This window comes from Pseudomonas kermanshahensis, from assembly GCF_014269205.2.
Lineage (GTDB): Bacteria > Pseudomonadota > Gammaproteobacteria > Pseudomonadales > Pseudomonadaceae > Aquipseudomonas > Aquipseudomonas kermanshahensis.
In genome coordinates this window covers 4,465,355-4,479,571 of sequence record NZ_JABWRY020000001.1, presented here as the reverse complement: position 1 = coordinate 4,479,571, position 14,217 = coordinate 4,465,355, and the positions used below count along the sequence as shown (strand labels likewise).

The 14,217-nt window shown below is 61.4% G+C and carries 13 protein-coding genes; 3 read left to right on the top strand and 10 right to left on the bottom strand.

Going from position 1 to position 14,217, the window contains the following annotated elements; all coding sequences use genetic code 11:
• Positions 1-6 precede the first annotated feature (6 nt).
• Positions 7-249 carry a 30S ribosomal protein S3 gene (locus tag HU764_RS20080; RefSeq protein WP_085273541.1) on the bottom strand — a complete coding sequence of 81 codons (243 nt, stop codon included), beginning with the start codon at positions 247-249 and terminating at the stop codon, positions 7-9.
• Positions 250-400: 151 nt separating this feature from the next.
• Here HU764_RS20080 and HU764_RS20075 point away from each other — a divergent pair, with 151 nt between their 5' ends.
• Complete coding sequence (locus tag HU764_RS20075) at positions 401-865, top strand: outer membrane lipoprotein (RefSeq protein WP_027594232.1); 465 nt, start codon at positions 401-403, stop codon at positions 863-865.
• A gap of 78 nt (positions 866-943) precedes the next feature.
• Here the strand turns inward: HU764_RS20075 and nhaA are convergent, their stop codons facing one another.
• The 8 genes from nhaA to HU764_RS20035 all read right to left on the bottom strand — a co-directional run bounded on the left by nhaA (position 944) and on the right by HU764_RS20035 (position 10,019).
• Positions 944-2,119, bottom strand: a complete 1,176-nt coding sequence (gene nhaA, locus HU764_RS20070; RefSeq protein ID WP_186702574.1) for a Na+/H+ antiporter NhaA — start codon at positions 2,117-2,119, stop codon at positions 944-946.
• Positions 2,120-2,444: 325 nt separating this feature from the next.
• Complete coding sequence (locus tag HU764_RS20065) at positions 2,445-4,058, bottom strand: NAD(P)/FAD-dependent oxidoreductase (protein WP_186682734.1); 1,614 nt, start codon at positions 4,056-4,058, stop codon at positions 2,445-2,447.
• A 103-nt stretch (positions 4,059-4,161) separates the two neighbouring features.
• Positions 4,162-4,836, bottom strand: a complete 675-nt coding sequence (locus tag HU764_RS20060; protein ID WP_027594235.1) for a COG3650 family protein — start codon at positions 4,834-4,836, stop codon at positions 4,162-4,164.
• Between the two features lie 237 nt (positions 4,837-5,073).
• The gene (locus HU764_RS20055; RefSeq protein WP_085273538.1) at positions 5,074-5,775 is read right to left on the bottom strand and encodes an ABC transporter ATP-binding protein; all 702 of its coding nucleotides are present in this window, start codon (positions 5,773-5,775) and stop codon (positions 5,074-5,076) included.
• Positions 5,776-6,543, bottom strand: coding sequence for a high-affinity branched-chain amino acid ABC transporter ATP-binding protein LivG (livG, locus tag HU764_RS20050; protein WP_027594237.1), 768 nt, complete (start codon positions 6,541-6,543; stop codon positions 5,776-5,778).
• Entirely contained in the window at positions 6,540-7,796 is a 1,257-nt protein-coding gene (locus tag HU764_RS20045; RefSeq protein ID WP_085273537.1) for a high-affinity branched-chain amino acid ABC transporter permease LivM, read from the bottom strand. The genes livG and HU764_RS20045 overlap by 4 nt, the downstream gene beginning before the upstream one ends.
• Positions 7,793-8,716, bottom strand: a complete 924-nt coding sequence (gene livH, locus HU764_RS20040) for a high-affinity branched-chain amino acid ABC transporter permease LivH (protein ID WP_008097482.1) — start codon at positions 8,714-8,716, stop codon at positions 7,793-7,795. Before livH ends, HU764_RS20045 begins: the two co-directional genes overlap by 4 nt.
• A gap of 187 nt (positions 8,717-8,903) precedes the next feature.
• Positions 8,904-10,019, bottom strand: coding sequence for a branched-chain amino acid ABC transporter substrate-binding protein (locus HU764_RS20035; protein WP_186682730.1), 1,116 nt, complete (start codon positions 10,017-10,019; stop codon positions 8,904-8,906).
• A gap of 360 nt (positions 10,020-10,379) precedes the next feature.
• Between HU764_RS20035 and HU764_RS20030 the strand changes: the two genes are divergently transcribed.
• Positions 10,380-10,691: a DUF2288 domain-containing protein gene (locus tag HU764_RS20030; RefSeq protein WP_027594241.1), complete on the top strand. Its 312-nt coding sequence runs from the start codon at positions 10,380-10,382 to the stop codon at positions 10,689-10,691.
• A gap of 205 nt (positions 10,692-10,896) precedes the next feature.
• Positions 10,897-11,784, top strand: a complete 888-nt coding sequence (locus HU764_RS20025; protein ID WP_027594242.1) for an NAD(P)-dependent oxidoreductase — start codon at positions 10,897-10,899, stop codon at positions 11,782-11,784.
• Here HU764_RS20025 and HU764_RS20020 read toward each other — a convergent pair.
• On the bottom strand, positions 11,684-13,948 hold the full coding sequence (locus HU764_RS20020) for a putative bifunctional diguanylate cyclase/phosphodiesterase (RefSeq protein WP_186682728.1): 2,265 nt from the start codon (positions 13,946-13,948) through the stop codon (positions 11,684-11,686). The genes HU764_RS20025 and HU764_RS20020 overlap by 101 nt on opposite strands.
• Positions 13,949-14,217 lie beyond the last annotated feature (269 nt).

Here is a 14,217-nt window from a genome sequence, read left to right as displayed (position 1 = left end):
AGGTGTTTATTCCGCTACGCCGGGATAAGCCTCGGCCTCACGTGCCAACCAACTCGCCAGCGCCTTGCGCTTGACCTTCTCTCTGCGTGCCTGCTCCAGCCGCTGCAACATGTAGTCACGCTTCTGCGCATCCTTCCCGGCCATCGATAGCGCCAGGTCGCGGTCCATCCAGCGGCGCATGCGCACATACAGCCACCCATGGAAGTACAGCCCTGCGACAGTTGTCACCACGACGATGAAGTAATCCATGGCTATCCTTGGTCTCACTTGAAAGGCCCCACGATACAGTCCATGCAGGCTGTACCCAGGCTGAATGAAAACAATTTTATTGCGTCTGCGTCGTGACAGCCGTCAACGCGCAGCGTCTAATGGACACCGATGACTTTTGGAGATTTTACCTATGCGTAAATCCGCTTTGCTGGTGGCGACCTTTACCACCATGTCGCTGTTGCTGGGGGGCTGTGCCTCGAGCCTGACCGGCGATAGCTACTCCCGTGATGAGGCCCGTCGCGTGCAGACAGTGCGTATGGGTACCATCGAATCCCTCCGTCCGGTCAAGATCGAAGGCACCAAGACCCCAATCGGCGGTGGCGCTGGCGCCATTGTCGGTGGCGTTGCCGGCAGTGCAGTCGGTGGTGGCCGCGGCAGCATCGTTGCGGCCGTAATTGGTGCAGTGGCCGGTGGCCTGGCAGGTTCTGCCGCCGAGGAAGGCATCACTCGCACCCAGGGTGTTGAAATCACCGTGCGTGAAGATGACGGCAGCATGCGTGCCTATGTGCAGGCCGTTCAGGAAAACGAGATTTTCCGGGTTGGCGACCGTGTTCGCATCATGACCGTCGACGGTACCAGCCGCGTCTCGCACTGAGCCTTGACCCGGTTGTAGCGCTAAAATAAAAAACCCCGACATGGCCACGCCAGTCGGGGTTTTTTAATGCCACTGTTTTTAGCTTGCGAGGGTTTTGCGGCTGGCCATCGCAGTGACGGCATAGCCGATGACCGCGGCGAAGAACGAGCCCGTAAGGATGCCCATGCGGTCCATGCCCGCATAATCGCTACTGCCGGGCACGAATGCCAGCGAGCCCACGAACAAGCTCATGGTGAAGCCGATGCCACAGAGGATCGCCACCCCCAGCAATTGCCCCCAGTTTGCGCCTGCCGGCAACGCGGCCAGGCCAAGTTTGATCGCCACCCAGGTCAGGCCGAAGACCCCTACCGTCTTACCCAGCAGCAAGCCGACAGCGATACCCATCGGTACTGGATGAGTGAAGCTTTCCAGGTTCATGCCTGCCAGCGAAACACCGGCGTTGGCGAAGGCGAACAGCGGCAGAATGGCGTAGGCAACCCAAGGATGCAGGGCATGCTCCAGGGACAGCAGCGGCGACGTTTCGGCGTTGCGGGTGCGCAGTGGGATGCACAGCGCCAGGGCGACACCCGCCAGCGTGGCGTGAACACCGCTCTTGAGCACGCACACCCAAAGCACCAGGCCGATGATCAGGTAGGGCCCGAGTTTGACCACGCCAAGCCGGTTCATGGCCAGCAGCGCTACCAGGCAGGCGCCGGCCAGCAACAGCGAGACGCTCGACAAGGTGCCCGAATAGAACAGGGCAATGACAATGATCGCACCCAGGTCATCGATGATCGCCAGGGTCATCAGGAACAGCTTCAGCGAAACCGGTACGCGCTTGCCCAGCAGTGCTAGCACGCCGAGGGCGAAGGCAATGTCGGTGGCGGTGGGGATGGCCCAGCCGGCGACCGCAGCGGGGTCGTCGCGGTTGATGAACCAGTAGATCAGGGCTGGTATCACCATTCCGCCCACCGCAGCGGTAGCGGGCAGGACTATCTGCGAGGGCTTGGAGAGGTGGCCGTCGACCACCTCGCGCTTGACCTCCAGGCCGATGAGCAGGAAGAACAGCGCCATCAGGCCGTCGTTGATCCACAGCAGCAAGGGCTTGGCGATTTCCAGCGCGCCAACTTTGACCGCCACCGGGACCTCGAGCAGGCCGTTGTACAGGTAGGACAAAGGTGAGTTGTTGATGACCAGCGCAAGAACGGCCGCGGCGATCAACAGCAGACCGCTGGCAGCTTCGAGCTGAAAGAATCGGGTGAAGAGGCTACGCACGGGCTATGGGCTCTCCCTGAGAGATTAAGGATGGAACGGGCGTACACCCTAGCCTGTGGCGATATGCTTTAAAACAAAAACTATATTCGTTTTTGTTATATGTTATTGCTGCCTGGGCTGTGGCAAGCCTAGACGGTGTTGCGGAAAGCGTGGGTAGGGGGAATCCGATTATCTCTGCAGGCTTTTCTGGCACTGCAGAGACCCGCAGACTCGATGCCGTGTAGGAGCAGCCTTGCGCTGCGAAGAGGCCAGTGGCAGCACATAGCGCTTCGCTGCTTTCACCGCCCTCTTCGCAGCACAAGGCTGCTCCTACCAGAAGCGGGCCTTATGCGTTCAGCCCGAGCATGTCCCGCGCCACCGCCTCGGCAATGCGAATGCCATCGACGCCAGCGGACAGAATACCGCCCGCATAACCCGCACCTTCGCCCGCTGGGAACAGCCCCTTCAGGTTCAGGCTCTGGAAGTCCTCACCCCGGGTAATCCGCAGCGGTGAAGACGTGCGCGTCTCGATACCGGTCAGCACCGCATCGTGCAGGTTGTAGCCTTTGATCTGCCGATCGAATGCCGGCAGTGCTTCGCGGATCGCCTCGATGGCGAAGTCCGGCAGGCTCGGCGCCAGGTCGCCCAGGGTCACGCCCGGTTTATACGACGGTTCGACACTGCCCAGGGCAGTGGACGGCCTGCCGGCCACGAAGTCGCCAACCAACTGCGCCGGTGCCTGATAGTTGCTGCCACCCATCACGTAGGCGTGGGCTTCCAGGCGCTCCTGCAGCTCGATACCGGCCAACGGGCCACCCGGGTAGTCGCGTTCCGGGTCGATGCCGACGACGATGCCGGAGTTGGCATTGCGTTCGTTACGCGAGTACTGGCTCATGCCGTTGGTAACGACGCGGCCGGGCTCGCTGGTGGCTGCGACCACGGTGCCGCCTGGGCACATGCAGAAGCTGTAGACCGAACGGCCGTTCTTGGCGTGATACACCAGTTTGTAGTCGGCGGCGCCGAGTTTCGGGTGGCCGGCGTACTTGCCCAGGCGCGCCTTGTCGATCAGCGTTTGAGGGTGCTCGATACGGAAGCCGACCGAGAAGGGCTTGGCCTCCATGAACACGCCCTTGGCGTGCAGCATGCGGAACGTGTCGCGGGCACTGTGGCCCAGGGCCAGGACCACATGGCGCGAATGCAGCTGCTCGCCGCTTTCCAATACCACGCCGGTCAGTTGCCCATCATCGGTCAGCAGGTCGGTGACTTTCTCCTGGAAGCGCACTTCGCCGCCCAGGGCGATGATGTCCTGACGCATCTGCTCGACCATACCGGTCAGGCGGAAGGTACCGATGTGCGGCTTGTTGATGTAGAGGATCTCATCGGGCGCACCGGCCTTGACGAACTCTTCCAGCACCTTGCGGCCGTGGTGCAGCGGGTCCTTGATCTGGCTGTACAGCTTGCCGTCGGAGAACGTCCCGGCGCCGCCTTCGCCGAACTGCACGTTGGACTCCGGGTTGAGCACGCTTTTGCGCCACAGGCCCCAGGTGTCCTTGGTGCGCTGGCGCACTTCTTTGCCGCGCTCGAGGATGATCGGCTTGAAGCCCATCTGCGCCAGCAACAGGCCGGCAAAGATGCCGCAGGGGCCGAAGCCGACCACGATCGGGCGTTGCTCGACCTCGGCAGGGGCGTGGCCGACGTACTTGTAGGTAACGTCAGGCGCGACGCCGATGTTGCGATCGTCTGCGAATGTGCGAAGCAGCTCGGCTTCGTTGCTGGCTTCGAGGTCGATGGTGTAGATGAACAGCAGTTCGCTGTTTTTCTTGCGTGCGTCGTAGCTGCGCTTGAACAGGTTGAAGCTGAGCAATTGCTCATCGCGGATGCCCAGGCGCTGGACGATGGCTTCGCGCAGGGCTTCGTCAGGGTGGTCCAGGGGCAGCTTCAGTTCGGTGATTCGTAGCATGGCAGGGTCCAGTATCCCGGCCATGGGCGGCCGGCGGCTTTACACAAACCGCCAAGTATAAGCTGTTCGCCGCCCTGACTGGCAGGATAAAAGCGCCCGGCGATCAGTTGTCGCGTGCACCACCGTAGTAACCGCAGCCTTGTAGGGTCTTGCCATCGATGCGCAGCTCGGCGCGCAAGTGACGGACTGCCCCGGTCGCGCTGTCCACGCAGCGTTGCGGTGCGACCCAAAGCTCCACGTGCTGGCCGTTGGCTTCGCTGGTCAGGGTCAGGCCGCCACCGGGTACTTCTTCTTCCAGGAACGGCAGGGGCAGCGGCGCCTGGCCTACGCGGTTGACGACCATGCCTTTGCCGCTGGCTTTGATGTCCCAGTCGGGTTCGTGGCCGTTGGCACGCAGGGTCAGTTGTTTGAAGTTGGGGTCTTCACAGGCCCGGGTCGAGGGCTCCAGGCGGTACAGGCGGCGGACGTCGAGCTGGCCGTCGGTGTTGGCCTGCTTGCTGCCGGTCAGGCGGCCGCGCACGTCGGCGAACAGCTTGTCGCCAGCATCCTTGGCGAGGTTGGCGGCTTCCTGCAGGATGCCGGTGCTGGCGGCGTCGTTGATCACGAAACGGCGGCTTTCATTACAGGGTTTGAACAGCAACTGGCCCCCGGCGGCGCTCAGTTCGCCCTGCATGCGCGTGGTGCCGATGTTCGGGTCGGTCGGCGTGGCAGCCATGAGCTGGCAGCCGGCGAACAGGGGCAGCATGGCGGCGAGCAGCAGGGAGGGGGTGAGGCGCATGGGGCGGGCTCCGGCGATCGTTGCAAAAGAGCTGGCCACGTTACTCAGGGTGCGCGGCGATCACAAGCTTTGTTGATAGCCTGTGCCGGCCTCTTCGCGGGTAAACCCGCTCCCACAGACCCGCAGAGACTTTCAAAGCTGTGCAGTACCTGTGGGAGCGGGTTTACCCGCGAAGAGGCCGGCACAGGCCATAAAAATGCAGCAGGTAGAACAAAGGGCCCGAAGGCCCTTTGCTCATCAACCACCCAGATACGCGTCACGCACCTTCGGGTCACTCAGCAGCGCTTCACCCGTGCCCTGCATCACCACCCGTCCGTTTTCCAGTACATAGGCACGGTCAGCGATCTTCAGCGCCTGGTTGGCGTTCTGCTCCACCAGGAACACGGTCACGCCGTCACGGCGCAGCTGTTCGATGATGTCGAAGATCTGCTGGATGATGATCGGGGCCAGGCCCAGCGAGGGCTCGTCGAGCAACAGCAACTTGGGTTTGCTCATCAGCGCCCGGCCAATGGCGAGCATCTGCTGCTCGCCACCGGACATGGTGCCGCCGCGCTGGATATAGCGCTCCTTCAGGCGCGGGAACAGCTGCAGGACCTTGTCCAACTGCTCCTGGTAATCGCCCTTGTCGGTGAAGAAACCGCCCATGGCGAGGTTCTCTTCGACCGTCAGGCGGGCGAACACGCGGCGCCCTTCGGGGACTACGGCGATGCTCTTGCGCATGATGTGCGAGGAGGTCTGGCCGACCAGTTCTTCACCCAGGTACTTGATGCTGCCACTGTGCGCCTGCGGCGAGCCGCACAAGGTCATCAGCAGGGTCGACTTGCCTGCGCCGTTGGCGCCGATCAAGGTGACGATCTCGCCCTGGTTGATTTCCACGTTGACGCTGTGCAGTGCCTGGATCTTGCCGTAGAAGGTGGAAACGTTCTCGAACTTCAGCATTTACGCTTCCCCCAGGTAAGCCTTGATCACATCAGGATTGTCGCGAATCTGCTCCGGCGTGCCGTCGGCCAGGGGGGTACCCTGGTTGATCACCACGATATGGTCGGAGATGCTCATCACCAGCTTCATGTCGTGCTCGATCAGCAGCACGGTAACGTTGTGTGATTCGCGCAGGTAGGCGATCAGTGCCTTGAGGTCTTCGGTCTCTTTCGGGTTCAGGCCTGCTGCCGGTTCGTCGAGCATGATGATCCGTGGCTGGGTCATCATGCAGCGGGCGATTTCCAGGCGGCGTTGCTGGCCGTAGGCGAGGGTGCCGGCGGTGCGGTTGGCGAATTCGGTCAGGTTGACCTTTTCCAGCCAGTACTGCGCGCGCTCCATGGCCTCCTTCTCGCTGCGGCGGAAGCTCGGGGTCTTGAACAAGCCTGCGAAGAAGTTGGTGTTCAAGTGCCGGTGCTGGGCGATCAGCAGGTTCTCCAGCGCGGTCATTTCCTTGAACAGGCGTACGTTCTGGAAGGTCCGTACCACGCCCTTGCGGGCGATCTGGTGGCCGGCCAGGCCCTGGATCGGCTGGCCATCGAGCAAGATGGTGCCGCCGCTGGGCTTGTAGAAGCCGGTCAGGCAGTTGAACACGGTGGTCTTGCCGGCGCCGTTCGGGCCGATCAGCGCCACCACTTGTTTTTCCTTGACGGTCAGGGCCACGCCGTTGACCGCCAACAAGCCGCCGAAGCGCATGCTCAGGCCGCTGACTTGCAGAATTTCGCGGCTCATCGACGCAGCTCCATGTGTGGACGTTGCATAGGCAGCAGGCCTTGCGGACGCCAAATCATCATCAACACCATCAGCGCACCGAACATCAGCATCCGGTATTCGCTGAACTCACGCATCAGCTCAGGCAACAGGATCATCACGATGGCCGCGAGGATCACGCCCAGTTGTGAGCCCATGCCGCCGAGCACGACGATGGCGAGGATGATCGCCGATTCAATGAAGGTGAACGACTCGGGGGTCACCAGGCCTTGGCGAGCCGCGAAGAAGCTGCCGGCGAAACCAGCGAAGCAGGCACCCAGGGTGAACGCCGAGAGCTTGATCACGGTAGGGTTCAGGCCCAGTGCGCGGCAGGCGATCTCGTCTTCACGCAAGGCTTCCCAGGCACGACCGATCGGCATGCGCAGCAGGCGGTTGATGACGAACAGTGCCAGCAAGGCCAGCAGCAGCGCTACCAGGTAGAGGAAGATGACCTTGTTGATCGAGTTGTATTCCAGCCCGAAGAACTCGTGGAAGGTCTGCATGCCCTCGGCGGCACGGCGTTCGAAGGTCAGGCCGAAGAACTCTGGCTTGGGGATGTTGCTGATGCCGTTAGGGCCACCGGTCCAGTCGGTGAGGTTACGCAGGAACAGGCGGATGATCTCGCCGAAGCCCAGGGTCACGATCGCCAGGTAGTCACCGCGCAAGCGCAGCACCGGGAAGCCGAGCAGGAAGCCAAAGGTGGCGGCCATCAGGCCGGCGATCGGCAGGCAGACCCAGAAGCTCCAGCCCAGGTAATGCGACAGCATGGCATAGCTGTAGGCACCCACGGCATAGAAGCCCACATAACCCAGGTCGAGCAGGCCCGCGAGGCCGACCACGATGTTCAGGCCCAGGCCCAGCAACACGTAGATCAGAATCAGCGTGGCGATGTCGACCGCACCGCGCGAGCCGAAGAACGGCCAGACCAGCGCAGCCACGATCAGCCCCATGATGATCCAGCGCTGGGTCTTGGGCAGGGTCAGGTAGTTGCTCACCGCAGGCGGGACCAGCTTGCGATCCGAGCGGCGGCCCATCACCGAACTCCACTGCTTGTCGAACAGCACGCGCAGGAACATCAGCACCGAGCAGACGGCGATGATGCTGATGGTGAACGACCCTTGGCTGTGCACGGCCAGGCTGATGCCGTCGATGCTCAGTTTCAGGCCGAGCACCGGGAAGGCCACGGCCCAGACCAGCAAGGCGCTGAAGAACGCCTGTTTAAGATTTTTGTTCATACTTTTTCAACCTCCGGGCGGCCCAGGATGCCGGTCGGCCGGAACAGCAGGACAAGTACCAAGAGACCGAATGCCACCACATCCTTGTACTGGTCGCCGAAAATGTCGGCGCCGAAGGCTTCGGCCACACCCAGCACCAGCCCACCGAGCATGGCGCCCGGAATGCTGCCGATGCCACCCAGCACAGCGGCGGTGAAGGCTTTGAGGCCCACCAGGAAGCCGGCGTTGGGGTTGATCACCCCGTACTGCATGCTCAGCAGCACGGCCGCCACCGCCGCCAGTGCGGCACCGATGACGAAGGTGAGGGCGATGATGTTGTTGGTGTTGATGCCCAGCAGGTTGGCCATCTTGATGTCCTCGGCGCAGGCACGGCAGGCGCGGCCCAGGCGGGAACGGGAGATGAACAGGGTGAGCAGGGTCATGGCCACCAGGGTGACGACGAACACCAGGATCTGCATGTAGCTGATCAGTACTTCTTCAGCACCGCCTGGCCCGAAAGAGAAGCTCCCAGGGATCAGGTTGGGGATGGATTTGTCCTTGGAGTCCTGCGAAAGCAAGACGGTGTTCTGCAGGAAAATCGACATGCCGATGGCGGAAATCAGCGGGATCAGACGGTTGCTGTTGCGCAAGGGGCGGTAGGCAACCCGTTCGATGCTGTAACCATAGGCACTGGTGACGAAGATCGTCGCGACGAAGGCGACGGTCATCAGGATCGGCAGCGAATGGATACCCATCATGGCCAGGCCCGCCAGGGCGATGAAGGCCACGTAGGAACCGATCATGTACACCTCGCCGTGGGCGAAGTTGATCATGCCAATGATGCCGTACACCATCGTGTAACCGATGGCGATCAAGGCATAGGTGCTGCCGATGGTCAATCCATTAACCAGTTGTTGGAAGAAATGGTAGATCTCAGGCATTACAGCGCTCCTAAAAACCTGATTTGCATTTCACTGGCAGGGGTACGGCCAGGAAACCGCGGGTGACGGTTTTAAGATTTTCAGGTGGACCGGCCCCCGGATCGCGGGGATCAGGCCCATGAACCTCGTAAAACAAAGCCCACTGCTCGCACAGTGGGCTTCTACGGTCAGCTATTTAGTCACGCAGTTACTGAGGGGAAACTTCAGTCTTCGGCTTGCCGAAGTGCCATTCGTAGACCACGAATTTGAAGTCTTTCAGGTCGCCCTTCTCGTCATACGACAGGGTGCCGGTAGGGGTCTTGAAGGAACCGGCGTGGATGGCGGCTGCCACCTTGTCGGTGTCTTCCGACTTGGCGGCCTTGATGCCTTGAGCGATCAGCTCGACAGCCGAGTAGGCCGGGAACACGAACGGGCCGCTTGGGTCTTTGCCGTCAGCCTTGATGGCGTCGACGATGGCCTTGTTCGCAGGGTCTGCGTCAAACGACTTCGGCAGGGTAACCAGCAGGCCTTCGGAAGCGCCCTGGGCGATCTGCGAAATGGAGTCGTTGCCGACACCTTCCGGCCCCATGAACTTGGCTTTCAGGCCTTTTTCCTGAGCTTGGCGCAGGATCAGGCCCAGCTCTGGGTGGTAGCCGCCGTAGTAGACGAAGTCGACGTTGTTCTGCTTGAGCTTCTGGATGATCGAGGAGAAGTCTTTGTCACCGGCGTTCAGGCCTTCGAAGACGGCTACCTTGGTGCCTTTGCCTTCCAGGGTCTGCTTGACCGCGGTGGCGATGCCTTCACCGTACTGCTGCTTGTCGTGCAGGACCGCAACGACCTTGGGCTTGACGTGGTCGGCGATGTAGTTGCCGGCTGCCGGGCCCTGGGCGCTGTCCAGGCCGATGGTGCGGAAGATCAGCTTGTAACCACGGGCGGTGATTTCTGGGCTGGTGGCGGCGGGGGTGATCATGATCACGCCTTCGTCTTCGTAGATGTCGGACGCAGGCTGGGTGGAGCTGGAGCACAGGTGGCCGATGACGAACTTGACGCCGTCGTTGACCACTTTGTTGGCGACTGCCACGGCCTGTTTAGGGTCGCAGGCGTCGTCGTATTCCTTGGCTTCGAGCATCTTGCCATCGACGCCGCCCTTGGCGTTGATGTCTTTGATGGCTTGCTTGGCGCCGATGAACTGCATGTCGCCGTACTGGGTGACAGGGCCGGTCTTAGGCCCTGCGATCCCGATCTTGATGGTATCGGCGGCAAACGAATGGCTGGCTACCCCGGCCAGAACCATTGCGGCGAACAGCTTGGAAATCTTGATCATAGTGCTCCACTCATTCTGTTGTAATTCTTATAGTCCTGGCGGCCAGGGCTACAGACCGGGCGGGATGTGCGGTATGGCCACGCCATACTGCATGCCCACCTTCCCCCGGAACATGTCCCGGAACTGTACCGGTACAGTGTAGAGCGCTGTCCGAGCGCTTGAAAAGCGGTCAAAAAGAGCCTGTTTCCTGGGTTGTCGCTTGATCGACACAAAGATACAGAAAGGCGCCATCAATTTGCCTGTATCTGCGGCCCCACCCCACAAGTTCGGGGCCGATCGACCAAATTACGTATTTGAAACCGGGTTTTTCTGCAAAAATACCGGCCTTTTTTATTGGCCGATTTTTGCGGGTACAAACCCATGACTGATCAAACAAGCACCCTCTATGCCAAATTGCTTGGCGAGACGGCAATCATCGAGTGGAAAGCACTGGAGCGCTTCTGGGCGAAGGGTGACCTGATTTGGGTCGACCCTAGCCTGGACCTGATCGCCGTTGCCGAAGCAATGGCCGAGAATCGCAGCGAGATCTTCGCCAAGTGGCGCAGTGATGGCACTGTGGGGCCGGTGACTGCTGAGCAGGCATTGGACCTGCAAAACCGCGACCCAGAGATCTGGGCGGTGGTGGTTTCACCGTTTATCGTGATTCAAGCGAAGCGTTCGGAATCGGCGTGATCGTTTTTGGTGCGTGAAAATGCGCAGCCCGCCTTAATTTGGTGCTTGAAGGCGATCAGCCGGGTAGAGGTAAGTAACAATTCGGCGTGGCGGTAACAGTTTACGGGATGCGTAATGTGGCCGCTGCGCGCCCCCTCGCGGGTACACGCGCGCCTTAGGCCCTGATTGCGGCCTCAAAAAATAACAAATGTGCAAGGAGTCGTTCATGAGTTCACAACTACCTTCGCTAGGATTCGCCGGCATTGGCCTGATGGGCCTGCCGATGTGTCGGCGCCTGCTGGCTGCCGGCTACCCCTTGACGGTGTGGAACCGCAGCCCGGACAAATGCGCCGAACTGGTGGCGGCAGGCGCGCGCCTGGCAGCAAGCCCGGCCGCATTGTGCCGCGACAGCGATATGGTGCTGCTGTGCCTGGCTGACACGCCGGTGGTGCGCGAGGTGGTGTTTGGTGAACAGGGCATTGCCCAGGGCGGGCGCAGTGGCCAACTGCTGATCGACTTCTCCAGCCTCGAACCGACCGCCACCCGTGAGATGGCTGCCGAGCTCGCGGCGCTGTGTGGCATGGCCTGGCTGGATGCGCCGGTGTCCGGTGGCACGCCGGGGGCCGAGGCCGGCACCCTGGCAATCATGGTGGGTGGCGAAGCGGCTGACTTGCAACGCGCGCAGCCGGTGCTGCTGACCCTGGGCCAACGTGTAACGCACATGGGCGCCGTGGGTGCAGGCCAGGTGACCAAGGCTTGCAACCAGATGATTGTGGCCTGCAATGCGTTGGTGATCGCCGAAGTGGTGGCGTTGGCCGAGCAATCGGGGGTTGATGCGACACTGATCGCTGAGGCGTTGGCGGGAGGTTTTGCCGATTCGAAACCCTTGCAGATCCTCGCCCCGCAAATGGCCGAAAGCCGCTTCGAGCCGATCAAGTGGCATGTGCGTACGCTGCTCAAAGACCTCGACAGCGCGGTCAAATTTGCCCGCGAGCAGGGTTCGGCGACACCGCTCAGTGGCCTCGCCGCGCAATTGATGCGCTTGCACGGTAGCCAGGGCTACTTGCAAAAAGATCCGGCGACCCTGGTATCGCTGTATCGCAGCAAGGGCTGAGCACGCCTTTGTCGCGCTCCAGTCGCTCCAGGATGGGCCGCAATTCGCCCAACGCCACCGGGCGGCCGAGCAGGTAGCCTTGCAGGTAGTCGCAGCCGTGGGTTTCGAGGAATTCAAGTTGCTCGACGGTTTCCACCCCCTCACTGACTACCTGCAAGTGCAGGGTGTGGGCCATGACGATGATGGCCTGGACGATCTCGCGGTCTTTCTGGCTGCCGGGTACCTCCTGCAGGAAGGTCCGGTCGATTTTCAGCACGTCCAGCGGCAGGCGCTTGAGGTAGGCCAGTGACGAATAACCGGTACCAAAGTCATCAATCGACAAGGCCACGCCGAGGGCGCGCACGCGCTTGAGCAGGTTGACCGTGCGCTGAATATCGCCCATCAAGGCATTCTCGGTGACTTCAAGCTCCAGGTGGCGGGGCGCCAGCGCCGAGTGATACAGCGCTTTCTCCACTTCGCTGGGTAGCTCATCGTGGCTGAGGGTTACCGCCGAGCAGTTGACGGTGACCTTAAGGTCGGCAAAGCCGTGACGGTGCAGTTGCGCCAGGTCGGCGCAGGCGTGGCGCAGCACCCACAGGTCGAGGTCGATGATCAAACCATTCGCTTCGGCGATACCGATGAACCGGTCGGGCCCGAGCAAGCCGTGTTGCGGGTGCTGCCAGCGGACCAAGGCTTCGAGCTTGGCCACCTGGCCATTGCGCAGGTCGAAGATGGGCTGGTAGTGCACGCACAGCCCGCGTTCCTCCAGCAGCGCGATGCGCAGTTCTTCTTCCAGCTGCAGGGCGAGGGTGGCGCGGGTTTTCAGGCTGTCGTTGAAGAAGTTGAGGCTGTTGCGGCCGTTGCCCTTGGACTGGTACAGGGCAAGGTCGGCGTGCTTGAGCAGCTCTTCAGCGGTGTGGCCATCGTCGGGGAAAATGCTGATACCGATACTGGTGGTCATGACCATGCGCCGGCCACCCAGGTCGATGGGTTCCTTCATCCGTTGCATGATGCGCTGCGCCAGGTGACGTGCCTCGTCACGGTTGTTGAGGCTGGTGACCACGCAAAACTCGTCGCCCCCGAAACGCGCCACCAGGTCGTGGCTGCGGGTGGCTGCCTTGATGTGGTTGGCAATCACCTTGAGTAGTTCGTCGCCGGCGGCATGGCCAAGGCTGTCGTTGATCCGCTTGAAATGGTCGATGTCGAGGAACATCACCGCCAGGCGGTTTTGACTGGTGGTCTGTTCGGCGAGGCGTTCGGCGAATACCTGATTGAAACCGCGGCGGTTGATCAGGTTGGTCAGGGCGTCGTAATGCGCGGCCTGTTGCAGCGAGGCCCGTGCCTGGTCCAATTGGCTGAGCAGGATGCTGACCCGGCGCAGGTCATGCTCCTTACTTTGCAGCTTCTTGTCGGCCAGTGCGGCACTGATGCTGGCGCCACTGATCAGCAAGGTAATGAAGGCAATGGTCAACCCCAGTTGCAGGCTGTTGTCGGCCGAGGGCAGGCGCAGGGCGGTATCGGCGGGGATGACCAGGGTCATGGCTGACATCGCGGTGAAGTGGGTGGCTACGATGCCACCGGCCATCACCAGGCTGGCGCCGTACTTCAGGGCTTGGTGCAACGTGCCGCTGCCATTGCGGAAATACCGCGCCAACAGCAACGCTGCGAGGCTGGTGAGTATGGCGATGACCACGCAGGCCAGTAACAGCCCGGTCTGGTAGTACTGCCGGGCGCCGGTCTCGAGGGCGGCCATGCCGACAAAGTGCATCAGGATAATACCGGCACCAATCAGCACGGCACTTTGCAGGTAATGCTGCACTCGCATTTGGCTGCGGTTGAGGCTGTTCATGCCCAGCCAGGCAACGATCAATGCAATGAGCAACGAGAGGACGGTCAGCGAGACGTCGTAGTGGACTTCCACCGGCGCCTGGAAGGCCAGCATGCTGATGAAATGCATGGCCCAGACACCGCCGGCCAGGCAACAGGCGCCAAGCACGCGCCACTGGCGTTGTGCGGTGGGGTGTTCGTTGTGGGATTGGCGCTCGGCCATGTCCAGGGTCGCGAAGCAAGCCGCGCAGGCCACGCTAAAGGCGAGCAGAACAAGGAAAGGCTCGTGGCGACAATCGATGACGATGCGTCCGGTTGCCGGCAGATCGGCGAACAGTTGCAGTCCCAACCAGTCCATTGCGTGCCTCTTGGCCGAGTTTTCACGCGTCTCCGGTACAACGCCTTGGGAGACTGTCCAGAGGCAGTATAGGAAGAGGTGGTTAGGCCTTCCTGACTAATGGCACTTTGATTGCTACGATTTGGTTATGCGTTCAATAGCAGCCAGGAATATGACTGCTTGTGCCGCGCCACGTGTAGGAGCAGCCTTGCGCTGCGAAGAGGCCGGTAGAGCCACAGCATTGGCTGTGTCTGAACTGGCCTCTTCGCAGCGCAAGGCTGCTCCTACAG

What these genes read in the sequence shown, in the direction of transcription:
- HU764_RS20080 (WP_085273541.1), bottom strand. Translation starts at nt 249, where the DNA reads ATGGATTACTTCATCGTCGTGGTGACAACTGTCGCAGGGCTGTACTTC.
- HU764_RS20075 (WP_027594232.1), top strand. Translation starts at nt 401, where the DNA reads ATGCGTAAATCCGCTTTGCTGGTGGCGACCTTTACCACCATGTCGCTG.
- HU764_RS20065 (WP_186682734.1), bottom strand. Translation starts at nt 4,058, where the DNA reads ATGCTACGAATCACCGAACTGAAGCTGCCCCTGGACCACCCTGACGAA.
- HU764_RS20060 (WP_027594235.1), bottom strand. Translation starts at nt 4,836, where the DNA reads ATGCGCCTCACCCCCTCCCTGCTGCTCGCCGCCATGCTGCCCCTGTTC.
- HU764_RS20055 (WP_085273538.1), bottom strand. Translation starts at nt 5,775, where the DNA reads ATGCTGAAGTTCGAGAACGTTTCCACCTTCTACGGCAAGATCCAGGCA.
- livG (WP_027594237.1), bottom strand. Translation starts at nt 6,543, where the DNA reads ATGAGCCGCGAAATTCTGCAAGTCAGCGGCCTGAGCATGCGCTTCGGC.
- HU764_RS20045 (WP_085273537.1), bottom strand. Translation starts at nt 7,796, where the DNA reads ATGAACAAAAATCTTAAACAGGCGTTCTTCAGCGCCTTGCTGGTCTGG.
- livH (WP_008097482.1), bottom strand. Translation starts at nt 8,716, where the DNA reads ATGCCTGAGATCTACCATTTCTTCCAACAACTGGTTAATGGATTGACC.
- HU764_RS20035 (WP_186682730.1), bottom strand. Translation starts at nt 10,019, where the DNA reads ATGATCAAGATTTCCAAGCTGTTCGCCGCAATGGTTCTGGCCGGGGTA.
- HU764_RS20030 (WP_027594241.1), top strand. Translation starts at nt 10,380, where the DNA reads ATGACTGATCAAACAAGCACCCTCTATGCCAAATTGCTTGGCGAGACG.
- HU764_RS20025 (WP_027594242.1), top strand. Translation starts at nt 10,897, where the DNA reads ATGAGTTCACAACTACCTTCGCTAGGATTCGCCGGCATTGGCCTGATG.
- HU764_RS20020 (WP_186682728.1), bottom strand. Translation starts at nt 13,948, where the DNA reads ATGGACTGGTTGGGACTGCAACTGTTCGCCGATCTGCCGGCAACCGGA.